Annotated in this window: 17 protein-coding genes; all 17 read left to right on the forward strand. The window is 63.4% G+C overall.

Annotated features, from left to right (window positions below):
- Position 1: 1 nt before the first annotated feature.
- The 17 genes from frr to kdsA all read left to right on the forward strand — a co-directional run bounded on the left by frr (position 2) and on the right by kdsA (position 20,562).
- Positions 2-559 carry a ribosome recycling factor gene (gene frr, locus LDJ84_RS08775; RefSeq protein ID WP_024766083.1) on the forward strand — a complete coding sequence of 186 codons (558 nt, stop codon included), beginning with the start codon at positions 2-4 and terminating at the stop codon, positions 557-559.
- Positions 560-575: 16 nt separating this feature from the next.
- Positions 576-1,331, forward strand: coding sequence for a polyprenyl diphosphate synthase (uppS, locus tag LDJ84_RS08780; protein ID WP_024766082.1), 756 nt, complete (start codon positions 576-578; stop codon positions 1,329-1,331).
- Positions 1,325-2,140: a phosphatidate cytidylyltransferase gene (locus LDJ84_RS08785; RefSeq protein WP_024766081.1), complete on the forward strand. Its 816-nt coding sequence runs from the start codon at positions 1,325-1,327 to the stop codon at positions 2,138-2,140. Before uppS ends, LDJ84_RS08785 begins: the two co-directional genes overlap by 7 nt.
- Positions 2,137-3,327 carry a 1-deoxy-D-xylulose-5-phosphate reductoisomerase gene (gene ispC / locus LDJ84_RS08790; protein ID WP_024766080.1) on the forward strand — a complete coding sequence of 397 codons (1,191 nt, stop codon included), beginning with the start codon at positions 2,137-2,139 and terminating at the stop codon, positions 3,325-3,327. Before LDJ84_RS08785 ends, ispC begins: the two co-directional genes overlap by 4 nt.
- Positions 3,328-3,343: 16 nt before the next feature.
- The gene (gene rseP, locus LDJ84_RS08795) at positions 3,344-4,696 is read left to right on the forward strand and encodes a sigma E protease regulator RseP (protein WP_024766079.1); all 1,353 of its coding nucleotides are present in this window, start codon (positions 3,344-3,346) and stop codon (positions 4,694-4,696) included.
- A gap of 73 nt (positions 4,697-4,769) precedes the next feature.
- On the forward strand, positions 4,770-7,145 hold the full coding sequence (bamA, locus tag LDJ84_RS08800) for an outer membrane protein assembly factor BamA (protein ID WP_024766078.1): 2,376 nt from the start codon (positions 4,770-4,772) through the stop codon (positions 7,143-7,145).
- Positions 7,146-7,193: 48 nt separating this feature from the next.
- Complete coding sequence (locus LDJ84_RS08805) at positions 7,194-7,697, forward strand: OmpH family outer membrane protein (RefSeq protein ID WP_024766077.1); 504 nt, start codon at positions 7,194-7,196, stop codon at positions 7,695-7,697.
- The gene (gene lpxD, locus LDJ84_RS08810; protein WP_038803399.1) at positions 7,697-8,758 is read left to right on the forward strand and encodes a UDP-3-O-(3-hydroxymyristoyl)glucosamine N-acyltransferase; all 1,062 of its coding nucleotides are present in this window, start codon (positions 7,697-7,699) and stop codon (positions 8,756-8,758) included. The genes LDJ84_RS08805 and lpxD overlap by 1 nt, the downstream gene beginning before the upstream one ends.
- A 48-nt stretch (positions 8,759-8,806) precedes the next feature.
- Entirely contained in the window at positions 8,807-9,247 is a 441-nt protein-coding gene (gene fabZ, locus LDJ84_RS08815; protein WP_024766076.1) for a 3-hydroxyacyl-ACP dehydratase FabZ, read from the forward strand.
- Positions 9,244-10,020 carry an acyl-ACP--UDP-N-acetylglucosamine O-acyltransferase gene (gene lpxA, locus LDJ84_RS08820; RefSeq protein WP_024766075.1) on the forward strand — a complete coding sequence of 259 codons (777 nt, stop codon included), beginning with the start codon at positions 9,244-9,246 and terminating at the stop codon, positions 10,018-10,020. Before fabZ ends, lpxA begins: the two co-directional genes overlap by 4 nt.
- Positions 10,021-10,022: 2 nt before the next feature.
- Positions 10,023-11,165, forward strand: coding sequence for a lipid-A-disaccharide synthase (gene lpxB, locus LDJ84_RS08825; RefSeq protein WP_226046231.1), 1,143 nt, complete (start codon positions 10,023-10,025; stop codon positions 11,163-11,165).
- A complete protein-coding gene (gene rnhB, locus LDJ84_RS08830) occupies positions 11,165-11,776 on the forward strand; it encodes a ribonuclease HII (protein ID WP_024766073.1) in 612 nt (203 codons plus the stop codon). The genes lpxB and rnhB overlap by 1 nt, the downstream gene beginning before the upstream one ends.
- A gap of 154 nt (positions 11,777-11,930) precedes the next feature.
- A complete protein-coding gene (dnaE, locus tag LDJ84_RS08835) occupies positions 11,931-15,461 on the forward strand; it encodes a DNA polymerase III subunit alpha (protein ID WP_024766072.1) in 3,531 nt (1,176 codons plus the stop codon).
- A gap of 113 nt (positions 15,462-15,574) precedes the next feature.
- Positions 15,575-16,525 carry an acetyl-CoA carboxylase carboxyl transferase subunit alpha gene (gene accA, locus LDJ84_RS08840; protein ID WP_065084293.1) on the forward strand — a complete coding sequence of 317 codons (951 nt, stop codon included), beginning with the start codon at positions 15,575-15,577 and terminating at the stop codon, positions 16,523-16,525.
- A gap of 69 nt (positions 16,526-16,594) precedes the next feature.
- Complete coding sequence (gene tilS / locus LDJ84_RS08845; protein ID WP_084358877.1) at positions 16,595-17,914, forward strand: tRNA lysidine(34) synthetase TilS; 1,320 nt, start codon at positions 16,595-16,597, stop codon at positions 17,912-17,914.
- 171 nt (positions 17,915-18,085) lie between these two features.
- The gene (locus LDJ84_RS08850) at positions 18,086-19,714 is read left to right on the forward strand and encodes a CTP synthase (protein ID WP_024766069.1); all 1,629 of its coding nucleotides are present in this window, start codon (positions 18,086-18,088) and stop codon (positions 19,712-19,714) included.
- 2 nt (positions 19,715-19,716) lie between these two features.
- Positions 19,717-20,562, forward strand: coding sequence for a 3-deoxy-8-phosphooctulonate synthase (kdsA, locus tag LDJ84_RS08855; protein ID WP_024766068.1), 846 nt, complete (start codon positions 19,717-19,719; stop codon positions 20,560-20,562).

The following is a 20,562-nucleotide window of genomic DNA, read 5'->3' on the forward strand; positions in this document are numbered from 1 at the left end:
GATGATCAACGAGATCAAGAAGGAAGCACAGGATCGTATGGGCAAGACCCTGGAAGCCCTGGGACATGCCTTCGCCAAGATTCGTACCGGCCGTGCGCACCCGAGCATCCTGGATAGCGTGATGGTGTCCTACTACGGTTCCGACACTCCGCTGCGCCAGGTGGCCAACGTCACCGTGGAAGATTCCCGCACCCTGGCCCTCAGCGTCTTTGACAAGACCATGATCCAGGCGGTCGAGAAGGCCATCATGACCTCCGACCTGGGCCTGAATCCGGCCACCGCCGGCACCACCATTCGCGTCCCGATGCCGGCCCTGACCGAGGAGACCCGCAAAGGCTTCACCAAGCAGGCTCGCGCCGAGGCGGAGCAGGCCCGTGTTTCCGTACGCAACATCCGTCGTGATGCGCTGGCACAGCTCAAGGACCTGCAGAAAGAGAAGGAAATCAGCGAGGACGAAGAGCGCCGCGCCGGCGACGACGTGCAGAAGATCACCGACAAGTTCGTCGCCGAGATCGAAAAGGCCCTCGAGGCCAAGGAAGCGGATCTGATGGCCGTCTGACGGCCGGGCTCTCGTCATGGAAAAGACCAAGCAGGTGACGCCCGTGCCCCGGCACGTGGCGATCATCATGGACGGCAACAACCGCTGGGCGAAGAAACGCCTGATGCCTGGCGTGGCCGGGCACAAGGCTGGGGTGGATGCCGTCCGTGCGGTGATCAAGACCTGCGCCGAGGCCGGCGTTGAGGTGTTGACGCTGTTCGCCTTCTCCAGCGAGAACTGGCAGCGCCCGGCCGAAGAGGTCGGCGCGCTGATGGAGCTGTTCCTCATGGCCCTCCGCCGCGAGGTTCGCAAGCTCAGCGCCAATGGCATCCGCCTGCGCATCATTGGCGATCGCAGCCGCTTCGCCCCTGAATTGCAGGCGGCGATGCGCGAAGCCGAGGCGCTGACGGCCAATGGCGCCAGCATGTTGCTGCAGGTGGCGGCCAACTATGGTGGCCAGTGGGACATCACCCAGGCCGCCCAACGCCTCGCTCGCGAAGTGCAGGCGGGTCATCTGGCGCCGGACGATATTTCCCCGGAATTGATCCAGGGTTGCCTGACCACCGGCGACCAGCCGTTGCCCGACCTGTGCATCCGTACGGGTGGCGAGCACCGCATCAGCAACTTCCTTCTCTGGCAGCTGGCTTACGCCGAGCTGTATTTCTCCGATCTCTACTGGCCCGACTTCAAGCACGAAGCCATGCAGGCTGCGTTGCAGGACTTCGCCTCTCGTCAGCGCCGCTTCGGCAAGACCAGTGAGCAGGTCGAGGCCGAGGCACCTCCCTCATGTTGAAACAACGAATCATCACGGCGCTGGTCCTGTTGCCGATCGCGCTGGGTGGTTTCTTCCTGCTCGACGGTGCGGCGTTCTCGCTGTTCATTGGTCTGGTGGTCAGCCTGGGAGCCTGGGAATGGGCGCGCCTGGCGGGTTACAACGAGCAGTCCGCCCGCGTCGGCTATGCCGCGGTGGTTGCCGGGTTGATGCTCGTGCTGGCCTGGCTGCCGCAGCTGGCGGGCGCCGTACTGGTTCTGGCGCTGCTGTGGTGGGCGCTGGCGATCGTGATGGTGCTGACTTACCCGGACAGCGCCTCGAGTTGGGGCGGCCGCTGGCGCCGCCTGCTGATCGGCCTGCTGATCCTGCTGCCGGCCTGGCAGGGCCTGGTGCTGCTCAAGCAGTGGCCGCTGTCCAACTGGCTGATCGTTGCGGTGATGGTGCTGGTCTGGGCCGCCGACATCGGTGCTTACTTCTCCGGCAAGGCTTTCGGCAAGCGCAAGCTCGCTCCGCGCGTCAGCCCGGGGAAGAGCTGGGAAGGTTTCTTCGGTGGCATGGCGCTTTGCCTGGTAATCACCGTCGTCGTCGCCATCTACCGCGATTGGACCGTCCGTGAGCTGCTGCTGGCGCTGCCGTGCGCGGCCATCGTGGTAGCCCTGTCGGTCATCGGCGATCTAACCGAGAGCATGTTCAAGCGCCAGTCAGGCCTCAAGGACAGTAGCAACCTGCTGCCTGGCCATGGCGGCGTGCTGGACCGCATCGACAGCCTGACCGCTGCGATTCCGGTGTTCACCGCGCTGTTGTGGGCCGTGGGCTGGGGTGCTCCGTGAGTCATCCTCTGTGGATTACCGTGCTGGGGGCGACGGGCTCGATCGGTCTCAGCACCCTCGACGTCATCGGACGTCATCCTGATCGTTACCGCGTCTTCGCCCTCAGCGGCTTTTCCCGTCTGGCAGAGCTCGAAGCGCTGTGTGTGTGCCATCGTCCGCGCTTTGTCGTGGTGCCGGAGAAGGAGCAGGCGCAGGCCCTTCAGAATCGCCTGAATTCCGCTGGCTTGCAGGCTCGCGTGCTGGTGGGGGAGGCCGGGCTTTGCGAGGTTTCCGCGCATCCTGAAGTGGATGCGGTGATGGCCGCCATCGTCGGTGCTGCCGGCCTCAAGCCCACTCTGGCCGCCGTCGAGGCGGGCAAGCGGGTATTGCTGGCCAACAAAGAGGCGTTGGTGATGTCCGGCGCCCTGTTCATGGACGCCGTGCGCGCCAGTGGTGCGGTGCTGCTGCCCATCGACAGCGAACACAACGCGATCTTCCAGTGCATGCCGGCGGATTATGCTCGCGGACTGGGACAGGTCGGCGTTCGGCGTATCCTGCTGACCGCCTCGGGTGGGCCCTTCCGCGAGACGCCGCTGAAGCAATTGCTCGAGGTTTCCCCTGAGCAGGCTTGCGCCCACCCCAATTGGTCGATGGGGCGGAAGATTTCCGTCGACTCGGCCAGCATGATGAACAAGGGCCTGGAGCTGATCGAGGCCTGCTGGCTGTTCGACGCTGCGCCATCGAAGGTCGAGGTGGTGATCCATCCGCAGAGCGTGATTCATTCGCTGGTGGACTATGTTGACGGCTCGGTGCTGGCCCAGCTAGGCAACCCGGACATGCGCACCCCCATCGCCCATGCTCTGGCCTGGCCGCAGCGGATCGATTCCGGGGTTTCGCCGCTGGATCTGTTCTCCATTGCTCGCCTGGACTTCAGTGCGCCCGACGAACAGCGTTTTCCCTGTCTGCGCCTGGCGCGTCAGGCTGCTGAGGCTGGCGGCAGTGTGCCGGCGATGCTCAATGCGGCAAACGAAGTGGCCGTTGCCGCTTTCCTCGAGCGGCGCATCCGCTTCACGGATATCCCGGTTATCATCGATGAAGTGCTGAACCGCGAGGTGCGCACGCCGGTCGAATCGCTCGATGCGGTGCTGATGGCTGACCGACGTGCGCGCGGTGCAGCGCAGGCGTGGTTGCAGGAGCGCGGGCATTGAGCCCGAGGAGGTAGCGATGAGCGCCCTTTATATGGTGGTGGGACTGATTGTCGCCCTGGGCGTACTGGTCACCTTCCACGAGTTCGGACACTTCTGGGTTGCCCGCCGCTGCGGGGTCAAAGTCCTGCGTTTCTCCGTGGGCTTCGGCACGCCGCTGGTGCGCTGGCATGACCGCCATGGCACCGAGTTCGTCGTAGCCGCCATTCCCTTGGGCGGCTACGTGAAGATGCTGGACGAGCGTGAGGGTGATGTCCCTGCCGAACTGCTCGACCGTGCCTTCAATCGCAAGACCGTGTTCCAGCGCATCGCTATCGTGGCGGCCGGTCCGGTGGCCAACTTCCTGCTCGCCATCCTGTTCTTCTGGGTGCTGGCCATGCTTGGCAGCCAGCAGATCAAGCCGGTCATCGGCTCTGTGGTGGCGGATAGCCCGGCGGCCATCGCTGGGTTGGCGTCCGGCCAGGAAGTCGTTGCCGTGGACGGCGAAGCCGTCGATGGCTGGAGCAGCGTAAACCTGCAACTGGTACGCCGCCTCGGTGAAACGGGCGAGCTGAGCGTCACGGTGCTGGAGAAGGGTTCGAGCGTTCCCGCGGTGCACCAGGTACGAATCAGTTCCTGGCTGAAGAACGAAGACAATCCCGATCCCATCGGTGGGCTGGGGATCCAGCCCTGGCGACCCTCTGTCGCACCGCTGATTGCCGAGCTGGACGAAAAGGGCCCTGCCAAGGCTGCCGGCCTGCAGATCGGTGATCGGATCGTCACTCTTGACGGTCGGCAGGTCACGGATTGGCAAGAAGTGGTCTCGCGTGTACGCGCCATGCCAGAGGGCAAGGTGATCCTGGAGGTCGAGCGCGCCGGCCGGAACCAGGAGCTTGCCTTGACCCTGGCGGCCAAAGGCGAGGGCAAGGCCCGCACCGGCTACCTGGGCGCGGGTGTCGCCGGTGGTCAATGGCCGCCCGAAATGCTCCGTGAAGTGAGCTATGGGCCGGTGGCCGCGGTGGGGCAGGCGCTCTCCCGAACCTGGTCCATGAGCCTGCTAACTCTGGATTCTCTAAAGAAAATGGTGCTCGGGCAGCTCTCGGTAAAAAACTTGAGCGGGCCGATAACCATTGCTAAAGTGGCGGGCGCTTCAGCCCAGTCCGGCGTAGGGGATTTTCTGCATTTCCTCGCCTATCTGAGCATCAGCTTGGGGGTTCTCAACCTGTTGCCGATTCCTGTTCTCGATGGCGGGCATCTGCTGTTCTACATGGTCGAGTGGGTGCGAGGTCGCCCATTGTCGGAGCGGGTCCAGGCTTGGGGGATGCAGATTGGCATCAGCCTGGTAGTCGGGGTCATGTTGTTGGCCCTGGTCAACGATCTGAGTCGACTGTAACCGCCATTGGATTTTCGGATCTGCCGCCTTTTGCGGCAGATTCTCTATTTGTCAGTTGGAATAAAAGGACTCCATGAAACGCTTTCTGCTTCCCGCGGCCCTTTCCGCGCTGATGATCGCCCAGGTTCACGCCGAGTCCTTCACTGTTTCCGATATCCGGGTCAACGGCCTCCAGCGCGTGTCTGCCGGCAGCGTGTTCGCCGCATTGCCGTTGAACGTCGGCGAGCAGATCGATGATCGCCGCCTGGTCGAAGCGACCCGCTCGCTGTTCAAGACCGGTTTCTTCCAGGACATCCAGCTCAGCCGTGATGGCAATGTGCTGATCGTCAACGTGGTGGAGCGCCCGTCCATCTCCAGCATCGAGATCGAGGGCAACAAGGCCATCACCACTGAAGACCTGATGAAGGGGCTGAAGCAATCCGGCCTCTCCGAAGGCGAAATCTTCCAGCGCGCCACCCTCGAAGGCGTGCGTAACGAGTTGCAGCGCCAGTATGTGGCCCAGGGCCGCTACTCCGCCGAGATCGAGACCGAAGTGGTGCCGCAGCCGCGCAACCGTGTGGCGCTGAAGATCAACATCAACGAAGGCACCGTGGCGGCCATCGCCCATGTCAACGTGGTGGGCAACACCGTCTTCTCCGAAGAAGACCTGACCGATCTGTTCGAGCTCAAGACCACCAACTGGCTGTCCTTCTTCAAGAACGACGACAAGTACTCCCGCGAGAAGCTTTCCGGCGACCTGGAACGTCTGCGCTCCTACTACCTGGACCGTGGCTACATCCACATGGATATCGCCTCCACCCAGGTCTCCATCACCCCGGACAAGAAGCACGTCTACATCACCGTCAACGTCAACGAAGGCGAGAAGTACACCGTCAGCGACGTGAAGCTCTCCGGCGACCTGAAGGTGCCGGAAGAGGAAGTGAAGAAGCTGCTGCTGGTGAAGAAAGGCCAGGTGTTCTCCCGCAAGGTGATGACCACTACCTCCGACCTGATCACTCGCCGCCTGGGTAACGAGGGCTACACCTTCGCCAACGTCAACGGCGTACCCGAGCCGAACGACGAGAACAAGACCGTTTCGATCACCTACGTGGTCGATCCGGGCAAGCGCGCCTACGTCAACCGTATCAACTTCCGTGGCAATACCAAGACCGAGGACGAAGTACTCCGTCGCGAAATGCGCCAGATGGAAGGCGGCTGGGCGTCGACTTACCTGATCGACCAGTCCAAGCAGCGCCTGGAGCGCCTGGGCTACTTCAAGGAAGTCAACGTCGAGACTCCGGCCGTACCGGGTACCGACGACCAGGTCGACGTCAACTACAGCGTGGAAGAGCAGCCGTCCGGCTCGATCACCGCCAGCGTGGGCTTCGCCCAGAGCGCCGGCCTGATCCTTGGCGGCTCGATCAGCCAGAACAACTTCCTGGGTACCGGTAACAAGGTCAGCATCGGCTTGACCAAGTCCGACTACCAGACCCGCTACAACTTCGGCTTCGTCGACCCCTACTGGACTGTCGACGGCGTGAGCCTGGGCTACAACGCCTTCTACCGCAAGACCGATTACGATCAGCTCGACGTAGACGTCTCCAGCTACTCGGTGAACAGCCTGGGTGCCGGCGTCAGCATCGGCTACCCGATCAGCGAGACCTCGCGTCTGACCTACGGCCTGACCGTGCAGCGCGACGACATCGATACCGGCGCCTATACCGTCGACGAGATCTTCGACTTCATCGAGAAGGAAGGCGACAGCTTCACCAACTTCAAGGCGTCCATCGGCTGGTCCGAATCGACCCTGAACAAGGGGGTGCTGGCCAACCGTGGTCACTCGCAGAGCCTGGTGCTGGAAACCACCATTCCAGGCAGCGACCTGTCGTTCTACAAGCTTGATTACCGTGGCCAGATCTTCGCGCCGCTGACCGAAAACTACACGATGCGCTTCCACACCGAGCTCGGTTACGGCGGCGCATACGGCGACACCGATCGTCTGCCGTTCTACGAGAACTACTACGCCGGCGGCTTCAACTCGGTGCGTGGCTTCAAGGACAGCTCCCTCGGTCCGCGCAGTACGCCCAGTAAAGCTCGTAATAACGGTGATGGGCCGGATGACCAGGGCCGCTACACCGACCCGGATCAGGATCCGCAAGCCTTCGGTGGTAACATCATGATCACCGGCGGTGCCGAACTGCTGTTCCCGCTGCCCTTCGTGAAGGATCAGCGCCAACTGCGTACCGTGCTGTTCTACGACATCGGTAACGTGTTCGATACCGACTGTCCGATCTCGACTACCCAGGGTTGTGACGGTGTCAAGTTCCAGGACATGGCCATGTCCGCGGGTGTGGGCCTGACCTGGATTACCGCACTGGGCCCGCTCAGCTTCAGCCTGGCGACCCCGATCAAGAAGCCGGACAACGCCGAAACCCAGATCTTCCAGTTCTCCCTGGGACAGACCTTCTAATTGGCCGTATCGTTGTAATGACAACCATGCTTTGTGCAGGAGTGCATTGTGCGTAAGTTGACCCAGTTCGTCCTGATCACCGCCGCCCTGGCAGCGAGCCCCGCGTTCGCCGACATGAAGATCGCGGTGCTCAACTATCAGATGGCACTCCTCGAGTCGGATGCGGCCAAGCAGTACGCCGTGGACGCCGAGAAGAAGTTCGGCCCCCAACTGACCAAGCTCAAGGCCCTGGAAACCGATGCCAAGGCCTTGCAGGACAAGCTGGTCAATGGTGGCAGCAAGATGTCCAACGCCGAGCGTGAAAAGGCCGAAGGCGACTTCAAGCAGAAGGCCCGCGACTTCCAGTTCCAGTCCAAGGAGCTGAACGAAGCCAAGGCCGTCGCCGACCGCGACATGCTGAAGAAGCTCAAGCCGAAGCTGGACCAGGCTGTGGAGGAAACCATCAAGAAGGGTGGTTTTGACCTCGTGGTCGAGCGTGGTGCCGTGGTCGACGTGAAGCCGCAGTACGACATCACCCGCCAAGTCATCGAGCGCATGAACCAACTGCGCTGATGATGACCGAGCTGTCCTTTACCCTCGCCGAACTGGCCGCGCAGCTCGATGCCGAGTTGCGCGGCGATCCCGCCTTGGTTATTCGCGGGTTGGCTACCTTGCAAGAGGCAGGGGCTGACCAGCTCAGCTTCCTGGCCAATCCGCAGTACCGCAAGTTCCTTCCCGACAGCCAGGCCGGTGCCGTCCTGCTGACGGTGGCAGATGCCGAAGGCTTCACCGGTAATGCACTGGTCGTTGCCAATCCCTACCTGGCCTATGCCGGCCTGTCCCACCAGTTCGACCGCAAGCCCAAGGCAGCGGTCGGCATTCATCCCACTGCGCTGGTCGATGAAGGGGCTCAGGTCGACGCAACCGCCAGTGTCGGTCCCTATGCGGTGATCGAGGCAGGCGCGCAGATCGGCGCCAACGTGACCATCGGTGCCCATTGCTTCGTCGGCGCGCGCAGCGTGATCGGCGAGGGCGGCTGGTTGGCGCCCCGCGTAACGCTCTACCACGACGTGCGCATCGGCAAGCGCGTGGTGATCCAGTCGGGTGCCGTGCTGGGAGGTGAGGGCTTCGGCTTCGCCAACCACCAGGGTGTCTGGCAGAAGATCGCGCAGATCGGCGGCGTCACCCTGGGTGATGACGTCGAGATCGGTGCCAACACCACCATCGACCGTGGTGCGCTGTCCGATACCATCGTGGGCAATGGCGTGAAGCTGGATAACCAGATCATGATCGCCCACAACGTGCAGATCGGTGACCACACCGCCATGGCCGGCTGCTGCGGGATTTCCGGCAGCGCCAAGATCGGCAAGCACTGCATGCTTGCCGGTGGTGTCGGCCTGGTCGGCCACATCGAGATCTGCGACAACGTCTTCGTCACCGGCATGACCATGGTGACCCGCTCGATCACCGAGCCGGGCTCCTATTCCTCCGGTACCGCCATGCAGCCTGCGGCTGAATGGAAGAAGAGTGCCGCGCGCATTCGTCAGCTGGATGACATGGCCCGTCGTCTGCAGCAGCTGGAAAAGCGCCTGGCCGCCGTGACCCCAAGCGGAGACGCTCCATCAGATGCGTGATCCACGCATTTTTTGGCGTTTCCCTTTTCTGAACAGGCTCCCCTGAACATGATGGACATCAACGAGATTCGCGAATACCTGCCTCATCGCTACCCCTTCCTGCTGGTGGATCGGGTGGTCGAGCTGGACATCGAAGGCAAGCGCATTCGCGCCTACAAGAATGTCAGCATCAACGAGCCGTTCTTCAATGGCCACTTCCCGCAGCATCCGATCATGCCGGGCGTGCTGATCATCGAGGCCATGGCCCAGGCCGCCGGCATCCTCGGCTTCAAGATGCTCGACGTGAAGCCGGCCGATGGCACCCTGTACTACTTCGTCGGTTCCGACAAGCTGCGCTTCCGCCAGCCGGTGTTGCCGGGGGACCAGCTGCAGCTCAACGCCCAGTTCCTCAGCGTCAAGCGCGGCATCTGGAAGTTCGACTGCAACGCCACCGTGGACGGCAAGCCGGTTTGCTCGGCTGAAATCATCTGTGCGGAACGCAAACTATGAGTTTGATCGATCCTCGCGCCATCATCGACCCGCGCGCAAAGCTGGCTGACGACGTAGAAGTGGGCCCCTGGTCCATGGTCGGGCCGGATGTGGAGATCGGCGAAGGTACGGTGATCGGTCCCCACGTGGTGGTCAAAGGCCCCACGAAGATCGGCAAGCACAATCGGATTTTCCAGTTCTCCAGCGTGGGTGAAGATACCCCCGACCTGAAGTACAAGGGCGAACCGACTCGCCTGGTGATCGGCGACCACAACGTGATCCGCGAGGGTGTCACCATCCATCGCGGCACTATCCAGGACCGCTCGGAAACCACCATTGGCGACCACAACCTGTTCATGGCCTACGTCCATGTCGGTCATGACAGTGTGATCGGCAACCATTGCATCCTGGTCAACAACACCGCGCTGGCGGGTCATGTTCACGTGGATGACTGGGCAATCCTCTCCGGTTATACCCTGGTGCATCAGTTCTGCCGTATCGGCGCCCACGCCTTCTCGGGCATGGGAACCACCATCGGCAAGGACGTCCCGGCCTATGTCACGGTCTTCGGCAACCCCGCCGAGGCCCGCAGCATGAACTTCGAGGGCCTGCGCCGTCGTGGTTTCAGCGCCGAGTCGATCCAGGCGCTGCGCCGGGCCTACAAGGTGGTCTACCGCCAGGGCCTGACGGTGGACGAGGCGCTGGCCGAACTGGCTGAAGCCTCCGCGCAGTTCCCGGAAGTCGCGGTGTTCCGCGATTCCATCCAGAGCTCCACCCGCGGCATCACTCGCTGACCATGCAAAGCACCGCACGCAAGCTGCGCGTCGCCCTGGTCGCGGGCGAGGCGTCCGGCGATATCCTCGGCTCCGGTCTCATGCAGGCGCTCAGGCAGCGCCACCCCGACATCGAGTTCATCGGTGTCGGCGGCCCGCGCATGGAGGCCGAAGGGCTGGAGTCGCACTTCCCCATGGAACGCCTCTCTGTCATGGGGCTGTTCGAGGTCCTCGGGCGCCTGCGCGAACTGCTGCGCCGGCGCAAGGACCTGGTGCAGATGCTGATCGCGGCGAAGCCGGATGTGTTCATCGGCATCGATGCGCCGGACTTCAACCTGAACATCGAACTGAAGCTGCGCCAAGCAGGCATCCGCACGGTGCACTACGTCAGCCCGTCGGTCTGGGCCTGGCGGCAGAAGCGTGTGCTGAAGATCAAGCAAGCCTGTGACCTGATGCTGGCGCTATTCCCCTTCGAAGCGCGCTTCTACGAAGAGCATGCGGTGCCGGTGCGCTTTGTCGGCCATCCGCTGGCCAATACCATCCCCCTGGAGGCTGATCGTGCTGGTGCGCGCGAGCGCCTTGGCCTGCCGCAGGACGCCAGCATCGTGGCACTTCTGCCTGGCAGTCGGGGAGGGGAGGTCGGCAAGCTCGGTGCGCTATTCCTCGATACTGCCCAGCGCCTGCTCCAGGATCGCCCCGGCCTGCGTTTCGTGTTGCCCTGTGCCAGTCCCGAGCGTCGCCTGCAGATCGAAGAGATGCTCGCCGGTCGCGATTTGCCGGTGCAACTGCTCGACGGCGCTTCCCACGAGGCCCTCGCAGCCTGCGATGCCGTGCTGATCGCCTCTGGTACTGCCACGTTGGAAGCGCTGCTGTACAAGCGGCCGATGGTCGTTGCCTACAAGGTGGCGCCCATGACCTACCGCATTCTCAAGCGCCTGGTGAAGAGTCCGTACATCTCGCTGCCGAACCTGCTGGCCGGCCGACTGTTGGTGCCGGAACTGATCCAGGATGCGGCGACGCCCGAGGCGCTGGCCGCGACCCTGACGCCGCTGCTCGACGACGGCAGCGTGCAGACCGAACCCTTCGACGCCATCCATCGCGCCCTGCGCCAGGATGCGTCAGCGCAGGCCGCCGAGGCGGTGCTCGCCCTGATGGAGAAACGCTGATGCAGATGGGCCTGGACTTCACCCTTGTCGAAGAGCTGGTCGCCGGTGTCGATGAGGTTGGCCGTGGTCCGCTGTGCGGTCCCGTGGTCACCGCTGCGGTGATTCTCGATCCGGCGCGGCCAATCAACGGGTTGAACGATTCCAAGAAGCTCACCGAAGCCAAGCGGGAAAAACTCTTCGACGAGATTCGCGAGAAAGCCCTGGCCTGGTGCATCGCCCGAGCGGACGTCCACGAGATCGACCAGCTCAACATCCTTCACGCCACCATGCTCGCCATGCAGCGCGCGGTGGAAGGCCTCAGCGTCACGCCGAAACTGGCGCTGATCGACGGCAATCGTTGCCCGAAGCTGAAAGTCCCTTCGGCGCCGGTGGTGCAGGGTGACGCCAAGGTGCCGGCCATCGCCGCCGCCTCGATCCTGGCCAAGGTCAGCCGCGACCGCGAGATGCAGGAAATGGAAGCGCAGTACCCAGGCTACGGCATCGGTGGGCACAAGGGCTATCCCACTCCCGTGCACCTCGAAGCTCTCAAGCGCCTGGGCCCCACGCCCATTCATCGCCGTTCGTTCGGCCCGGTGCGCGCTTTGCTCGAAGACGCCGGCGGCATCCTGTAACGCCCTGTTATTACTCTGAAAATACTCCTGGCAGGCTGTTCTCCGGTGCGTTGACGCAGCGGCTGCGACGGCTGGCCCATTGATCCCTGTAGCTTTGCGGACAGCCCCGGTACAATCCGGGGCTTGCCGTTTTTCGCGTTTGCCAAGGACCACCATGACCGCCACCTTCGTTCACCTGCGTCTGCACACCGAATTCTCCCTGGTCGACGGCCTGGTGCGGGTCAAGCCGCTGATCAAGGCGGTTGGCGGGGCGGGTATGCCGGCGGTGGCGGTGACCGACCTGAGCAACATGTGCTCGCTGGTAAAGTTCTACAAGACGGCCATGGGCGGCGGCATCAAGCCGATTTGCGGCGCCGACATCTGGCTGGCCAACCGCGACGAGGACGGCCCGCTGACCCGCCTGACCCTGCTGGCGATGAACGCCAAGGGCTATCGCAACCTCACCGAGCTGATTTCCCGCGGCTGGCAGGAAGGCCAGCGCAACGGCGAGATCATCATCGAGCGCCAGTGGGTAAAGGAGGCCGCCGAGGGCCTGATCGCGCTGTCCGGCTCCAAGGAAGGCGAGATCGGCTTGGCCCTGCTGGAAGGCGACGATGCCCTGGCCGACTCGCTGCTTGCCGAGTGGCTGGAAGTGTTCCCGGAGCGCTTTTACCTCGACATCCAGCGCACCAACCGCGTCAACGACGAAGAACACGTGCATGCCGCCGTGGCCCTGGCTGAGCGCAGCGGCGCGCCACTGGTGGCGACCAACGACGTGCGCTTCATCAAGCAGGAAGACTTCGAGGCCCATGAGACCCGCGTGTGCATCGGTGAAGGCCGTGCGCTGGACGATCCGCGCCGCTCGCGTCACTACTCTGACCAGCAGTATCTGAAGAGTCCGGCAGAAATGGCCGAGCTGTTCAGCGATATCCCCGAAGCGCTGGAAAACTCCGTCGAGATCGCCAAGCGCTGCAATATCGAGGTGCAACTGGGCAAGTACTTCCTGCCCAACTTCCCGATCCCCTACGACGACATGGATATCAACCAATATCTGCGCCATGTCTCCTACGAGGGCCTGGAGGAGCGCCTGGCGGTGCTGTGGCCGAAGGAAACCACGCCGAACTACGAAGAGAAGCGGCAGATCTACGTTGACCGTCTGGAGTTCGAGCTGGGCACCATTATCCAGATGGGGTTCCCCGGCTACTTCCTGATCGTGATGGACTTCATCAAGTGGGCCAAGAACAACGGCGTGCCTGTCGGCCCCGGCCGGGGTTCGGGGGCCGGTTCGCTGGTCGCCTACGTGCTGAAGATCACCGACCTCGATCCGCTGGCCTACGACCTGCTGTTCGAGCGTTTCTTGAACCCCGAACGTATTTCCATGCCCGACTTCGACGTCGACTTCTGCATGGAAGGCCGCGACCGGGTGATCGACTACGTGGCCGGCGCCTACGGCCGCAATGCGGTCAGCCAGATTATTACCTTCGGCTCCATGGCCGCGAAGGCGGTGGTGCGTGACGTGGCGCGGGTGCAGGGAAAATCCTACGGCCTGGCCGATAAGCTGTCGAAGATGATTCCCTTCGAAGTGGGCATGACGCTGGAGAAGGCCTTCGAACAGGAGGAAATGCTCCGCGACTTCCTCAAGTCCGACGAGGAAGCCCAGGAAATCTGGGACATGGCGCTCAAGCTGGAAGGTGTCACCCGTGGTACCGGCAAGCACGCCGGTGGCGTGGTGATCGCGCCGACCAAGCTGACCGACTTCGCTCCCATCGCCTGTGACGAGGAGGGCGCCGGCCTGGTGACCCAGTTCGACAAGGACGATGTGGAAGCTGCCGGCCTGGTGAAGTTCGACTTCCTCGGCCTGCGCACCCTGACCATCATCAAATGGGCGATGGAGATCATCCATCGTATCCAGAAGAAGAACGGCGACCCGAATCTGGTCGACATCGACCGCATTCCGCTGGACGACAAGAAGACCTACGACCTGTTGCAGAAGGCTGAAACCACCGCGGTCTTCCAGCTTGAATCGCGTGGCATGAAGGAGCTGATCAAGAAGCTCAAGCCGGACTGTCTGGAAGACCTCATCGCACTGGTGGCGCTGTTCCGTCCCGGTCCGCTGCAGTCGGGCATGGTGGACGACTTCATCAACCGTAAGCATGGTCGCGAAGAGATTTCCTACCCACACCCGGATTACCAGTACGCTGGCCTGGAACCGGTGCTCAAGCCGACCTACGGCATCATCCTGTACCAGGAACAGGTGATGCAGATCGCCCAGGTGATGGCGGGCTACAGCCTCGGTGGTGCGGACATGCTGCGCCGCGCCATGGGCAAGAAGAAGCCCGAGGAAATGGCCAAGCAGCGCGGCGGCTTCATCGAAGGTTGTGCCGGCAACGGCATCGACGCCAACCTTGCGGGCAACATCTTCGATCTGGTGGAAAAGTTCGCCGGCTACGGCTTCAACAAGTCCCACTCGGCCGCCTACGGCCTGGTGTCGTACCAGACCGCCTGGCTGAAGACTCACTGGAAAGCCCCGTTCATGGCTGCGGTACTGACCGCGGATATGCAGAACACCGACAAGGTGGTGACGCTCATCGAAGAGTGCCGCCACATGAAGCTGCGCATTCTTGCGCCGGACGTGAACAACTCCGAGTTCCGCTTCACCGTGGATGAGGACGACCAGATCGTCTACGGCCTGGGCGCGATCAAGGGCGTCGGTGAAGGCCCGGTGGAAGCCATCACCGAGTGCCGCAACGAAGGCGGCCCGTTCAAGAACCTGTTCGACTTCTGCGATCGCATCGATCTCAAACGTGTCAACAAGCGGACCCTGGAAGCGCTGATCCGCGCCGGTGCGCTGGACCGTCTCGGCCCGCACTTCTTTGAGGAGCAGAAGGCCTACCACGCCCACGTCGACATCAACCGCGCCGTGCTGCTGGCCTCCATGGAAGAAGCCGTCAAGGCCGCCGAGCAGACCTCGCGCAGCCATGACAGCGGCCACATGGACCTGTTCGGCGGCGTCTTCGCCGAGCCCGAGGCGGACGTTTACGCCAACCATCGCAAGGTCAAGGAGCTCAACCTCAAGGAGCGCCTGAAAGGCGAGAAGGACACCCTCGGCCTGTACCTGACCGGCCATCCCATCGACGAGTACGAAGGCGAGGTGCGACGTTTTGCCCGCCAGCGCATCGTCGAGCTCAAGCCCGCGCGTGACACTCAGACTGTCGCCGGCCTGATCGTCAACCTGCGGGTAATGAAGAACAAGCGCGGCGACAAGATGGGCTTCGTGACCCTGGACGACCGCTCCGGCCGAATCGAAGCCTCGTTGTTCGCCGAAGCCTTCGCCGCCAACCAGGCGCTGCTGCAGACCGATGCGCTGGTGGTGATCGAGGGTGAAGTCAGTCAGGACGATTTCTCCGGCGGCCTGCGCCTGCGCGCCAAGCGCGTCATGGGCCTGGAAGAGGCCCGCACGTCGCTGGCCGAGAGCCTGCGCGTGCGCGTGCATGCCGATGCGCTCAAGGGCGATCGCCTGCGCTGGCTGGCCGACCTGTGCACCCGCCACCGTGGCAGTTGCCCGGTCACCGTCGACTACAGTGGCGAGTCGGCGCGCGCCCTGTTGCAGTTCGGCGAGCAGTGGCGGATTGACCCGGCAGACAACCTGATTCAAGCGCTGCGTGACCAGTTCGGCCGCGACAACGTCTTCCTGAACTACCGCTAGCGTGGCGGTGGCCAAACGCCGCCCGCTCGCCAGTCTCGACCCTCGGCGCCCGATACCGTAAGGTAGGGCGCCTACGGACCAGGCCCAGCCGCCAACAGAACGACGGATAGCCCATGAACCCGAATTTTCTCGATTTCGAACAGCCCATTGCCGACCTGCACGCCAAGATCGAAGAGCTGCGGTTGGTCGGTAACGACAACGCCCTGAACATCACCGACGAAATCTCCCGTCTTCAGGAAAAGAGCAAGGCGCTGACCGAGAACATCTTCGGCAACCTGTCCAGCTGGCAGATCGCCCAGCTCGCTCGCCATCCGCGTCGTCCCTACACCCTCGACTACATCGAGCACATCTTCACCGAGTTCGAAGAGCTGCACGGTGATCGTCACTTCGCCGATGACGCCGCCATCGTCGGCGGCGTTGCTCGCCTGGAAGACCAGCCGGTGATGATCATCGGTCACCAGAAGGGCCGCGAAGTTCGCGAGAAGGTCCGTCGCAACTTCGGCATGCCGCGCCCGGAAGGCTACCGCAAGGCCTGCCGCCTGATGGAAATGGCCGAACGCTTCAAGATGCCGATCCTGACCTTCATCGACACCCCCGGCGCCTACCCGGGCATCGACGCCGAAGAGCGTGGCCAGAGCGAGGCCATCGCCTGGAACCTGCGTGTCATGGCGCGCCTGAAGACCCCGATCATTGCTACCGTGATTGGCGAAGGTGGTTCGGGCGGTGCGCTGGCCATCGGCGTGTGCGACCAGTTGAACATGCTGCAGTACTCCACCTATGCGGTGATCTCGCCCGAAGGTTGCGCCTCGATTCTCTGGCGTACCGCCGAGAAAGCACCGGAAGCGGCCGAGGCCATGGGCATCACCGCCAACCGCCTGAAGGATCTGGGTATCGTCGACAACGTTATCCCGGAGCCGCTGGGCAGCGCCCACCGCGACCCGGCCGCCATGGCCGAGACCATCCGCAATTCCCTGCTCGGCCAGCTCGACACCCTGGGCCAACTAAGTACCGAAGAGCTCCTTGCGCGCCGCTACGAGCGCCTGATGAGCTACGGCGTCGCCTGATCAACGCATTCGGCGCAGTGCGGGTGACGAGGTATCCTTGCCTCGTCCCCGACCCTGCCGACCTGCGCCATGTCTGCTGAATTCGAATCCCGACTGCTGAGTCTCCTCGCTCCCTGGTGTGCTGCGCCGGCTTGGCACGTTGCCTTTTCCGGCGGGCTGGATTCCACCGTCCTGCTGCATCTCCTGGCCGGGCTGGCCCGCCGGCAACCCGTGCCTCCTCTCTCCGCCATTCACGTTCACCACGGCCTGCAGGCCGTCGCTGACGCTTGGCCGGAACATTGTCAGCGGTTCTGCGATGGTATCGGTGTGCCCTTGCGGGTGACGCGCGTGCAAGTCGATGGTGGTGCAAGCCTAGAGCGCGCGGCGCGGGAGGCGCGTTATGCGGCTTTCACCGCGGCGCTGGGGGAGGGGGAATGCCTGCTGACCGGGCAGCACCGTGACGACCAGGCCGAAACCGTTCTTTTCCGGCTTTTCCGTGGTGCCGGAGTGCGCGGCTTGTCCGGAATGGCCGCTTGTCGACCGTTGGGGGCTGGGATGCTGTTGCGTCCGTTGCTGGGCATCAGTCGCGCGGAGCTGGAGAGGTACGCCCGTCGCCATGGGCTGGGTTGGGTCGACGATCCGTCCAATGCTTGCGACGACTTCGACCGCAACTATCTGCGCAACCACGTTGTGCCGGGCATCGTCCAGCGCTGGCCGTCGGCGGTGGAGACCATCGCCCGCAGTGCCGAGCACCTGGCGGAGGCCGATGGGCTGCTCGCCGAACTGGCGCAGAACGACCTGGTGTCGGCCGGAGCCCGAGACGAATACATCGGTATGCAATTGCCCTCACTGGCCGTCGCCGCACTGGCGCAGCTGAGCGAGCCACGCCAGCGCAATGCCCTGCGCCACTGGCTCGCGCCCCTGGCGCGCTTGCCGGACAGTGCCCACTGGGTCGGTTGGCGGGACCTGCGCGATGCTCGCGAAGACGCCGAGCCGATCTGGCGCCTTGCCGATGGCGAGCTGCGCCGTGCCCACGGTCGGCTCTGGTGGCTGGCCAATCCCTGGCTGGGTTTCGTACCGGCCAATCAGAGCTGGCGCGACCCTTCGCAGGTACTTTCGCTGCCGGGCAATGGTGAGTTGCGGTTTGACGGCGAAGCGCCTAAAGGGCCGCTGGAGGTTCGCTACCGGCAGGGCGGAGAAGTGATGGCGCTGGTCGGTCGCGGCAGTCGTGACCTCAAGCGCCTGCTCAACGAAGCAGCGGTGCCGGCTTTCCTGCGCGGCCGTCTGCCGCTGCTCTGGCGAGCCGACGAACTGCTCGGTGTCGCGCTGCTGCCGGGCTTGCGGGTGGAGGCTGGGCAGGGCTGGACCCTGCGCTGGACACCTCCGACGAATGACTCGGGTTTGAGCTGATAGCGGCTTTCCGGTAGACTACGCTCCCGTCTTGTACCGCTCCTGTTGATTCGCCTTCGAATCAGTGGGAGTTCGCTATTTTCACGACGAAGTCGTGAGCCGGGTCTTGTACCCGACACCTTCGCTTCCCCGGCGGCCGAGCCGCCTAAACGCTGACATTCAGGGCTTTTCATGACGCGCTACATCTTCGTCACGGGTGGTGTTGTTTCTTCATTGGGGAAAGGCATCGCCTCGGCTTCCTTGGCTGCCATTCTGGAAGCGCGTGGCCTGAAGATCACGATGCTCAAGCTGGACCCCTACATCAACGTCGACCCGGGCACCATGAGCCCGTTCCAGCACGGTGAGGTGTTCGTCACCCACGACGGCGCTGAGACCGACCTCGATCTGGGCCACTACGAGCGTTTCGTTCGTACCACGATGACCCAGAACAACAACTTCACCACCGGCCGCGTCTACATGGACGTGCTGCGCAAGGAGCGCCGCGGTGACTATCTGGGCGCCACCGTGCAGGTGATCCCGCACATCACCGACGAGATCAAGCGTCGCATCATCAAGGGCGCCGGCGATGCCGATGTGGCCCTGGTTGAAGTCGGCGGTACCGTGGGTGATATCGAATCGCAACCTTTCCTCGAGGCCATCCGCCAGTTGCGCGTGGAGATCGGTTCGCGCCGCGCCATGCTGATGCACCTGACGCTGGTCCCGTACATCGCCACCGCCGGCGAGACCAAGACCAAGCCGACTCAGCACTCGGTCAAGGAACTGCGTTCCATCGGCCTGCAGCCGGACATCCTGATCTGCCGCTCCGACCACCCGGTGGACGTGTCCTCCCGCCGCAAGATCGCCCTGTTCACCAACGTGGAAGAGCGCGCGGTCATCTCGCTGGAAGACGTCGACACCATCTACCGCATTCCGTCGGTACTGCACGCCCAGGGCGTGGACGACCTGGTCGTCGAGCGCTTCGGCCTCGAGTGCGGCCCGGCCGACCTGTCCGAGTGGGACCGCGTGGTCGACGCCAAGCTCAACCCCGAGCGTGAAGTCACCATCGCCATGGTCGGCAAGTACATGGAACTGCTCGACGCCTACAAGTCGCTGATCGAAGCCATGACCCACGCCGGCATCCAGAGCCGCACCAAGGTCAACCTGCGCTACATCGACTCCGAGGACATCGAGCAGCAGGGCACCAGCCTGCTCGAAGGCGCCGACGCCATCCTGGTTCCGGGCGGCTTCGGCCTGCGCGGCGTGGAAGGCAAGATCACCGCCGTGCAGTACGCCCGTGAGAACAAGGTCCCGTACCTGGGCATCTGCCTGGGCATGCAGGTGGCTGTCATCGAGTACGCCCGCAACGTGCTGGGCTGGACCGATGCCAACTCCACCGAGTTCGACAAGTCCAGCGGCCACCCGGTCGTCGGCCTGATCACCGAATGGCAGGACGCTACCGGCGCCACCGAAGTGCGCACCGAGGCTTCCGACCTGGGCGGCACCATGCGCCTGGGCGCCCAGGAGTGCCTGCTGTCCGCCGGCACCCTGGTGCACGATTGCTACGGCAAGGAAGTGATCGTCGAGCGTCACCGTCACCGCTACGAAGTGAACAACAACCTGCGTCCGCAACTGGAAGCTGCCGGCCTGAAGATCTCCGGCCGCTCCGGCGACGGCGCGCTGGTCGAAGTGGTCGAGGCTCCGGATCATCCGTGGTTCGTCGCCTGCCAGTTCCACCCGGAATTCACCTCCACCCCGCGTGATGGCCACCCGCTGTTCAGCGGCTTCGTCAATGCCGCCCTGAAACAAGCCGGGAAAGCCTGAACATGACCCAGAAGATCATCCGCGTCGGTGATATCCAGATCGGCAACGACCTGCCGTTCGTGCTGTTTGGCGGCATGAACGTGCTGGAGTCGCGCGACCTGGCGATGCAGGTCTGCGAAGAGTACGTGAAGGTGACCGAGAAGCTCGGCATCCCTTATGTGTTCAAGGCCAGCTTCGACAAGGCCAACCGTTCCTCGATCACCTCGTTCCGTGGTCCGGGCATGGAAGAAGGGCTGAAGATCTTCGAAGAGATCAAGAAGACCTTCAAGGTGCCGGTCATCACCGACGTGCACGAGCCCTACCAGGCCGCCCCGGTGGCCGAGGTCTGCGACATCATCCAGTTGCCGGCCTTCCTGTCGCGGCAGACCGACCTGGTCGTGGCCATGGCCAAGACCAATGCGGTGATCAACATCAAGAAGGCCCAGTTCCTTGCACCGCAGGAGATGAAGCACATCCTGCGCAAGTGCGAGGAAGCAGGTAACGACCAGCTGATCCTCTGCGAGCGTGGCTCCTCCTTCGGGTACAACAACCTGGTGGTGGACATGCTCGGCTTCGGCATCATGAAGCAGTTCGAGTACCCGGTGTTCTTCGACGTGACCCATGCCCTGCAGATGCCGGGTGGTCGCGCCGATTCCGCTGGCGGCCGCCGCGCCCAGGTCACCGACCTGGCCAAGGCCGGCATGAGCCAGGGCCTGGCTGGCCTGTTCCTGGAGGCCCATCCGGACCCCGAGAACGCCAAGTGCGACGGTCCATGCGCCCTGCGCCTGAACAAGCTCGAGCCTTTCCTGTCCCAGCTCAAGCAGTTGGACGACCTGGTCAAGAGTTTCCCCATTATCGAGACTGCCTGA

It is taken from the genome of Pseudomonas sp. HS-18, assembly GCF_020401845.1.
Lineage (GTDB): Bacteria > Pseudomonadota > Gammaproteobacteria > Pseudomonadales > Pseudomonadaceae > Pseudomonas > Pseudomonas nitroreducens.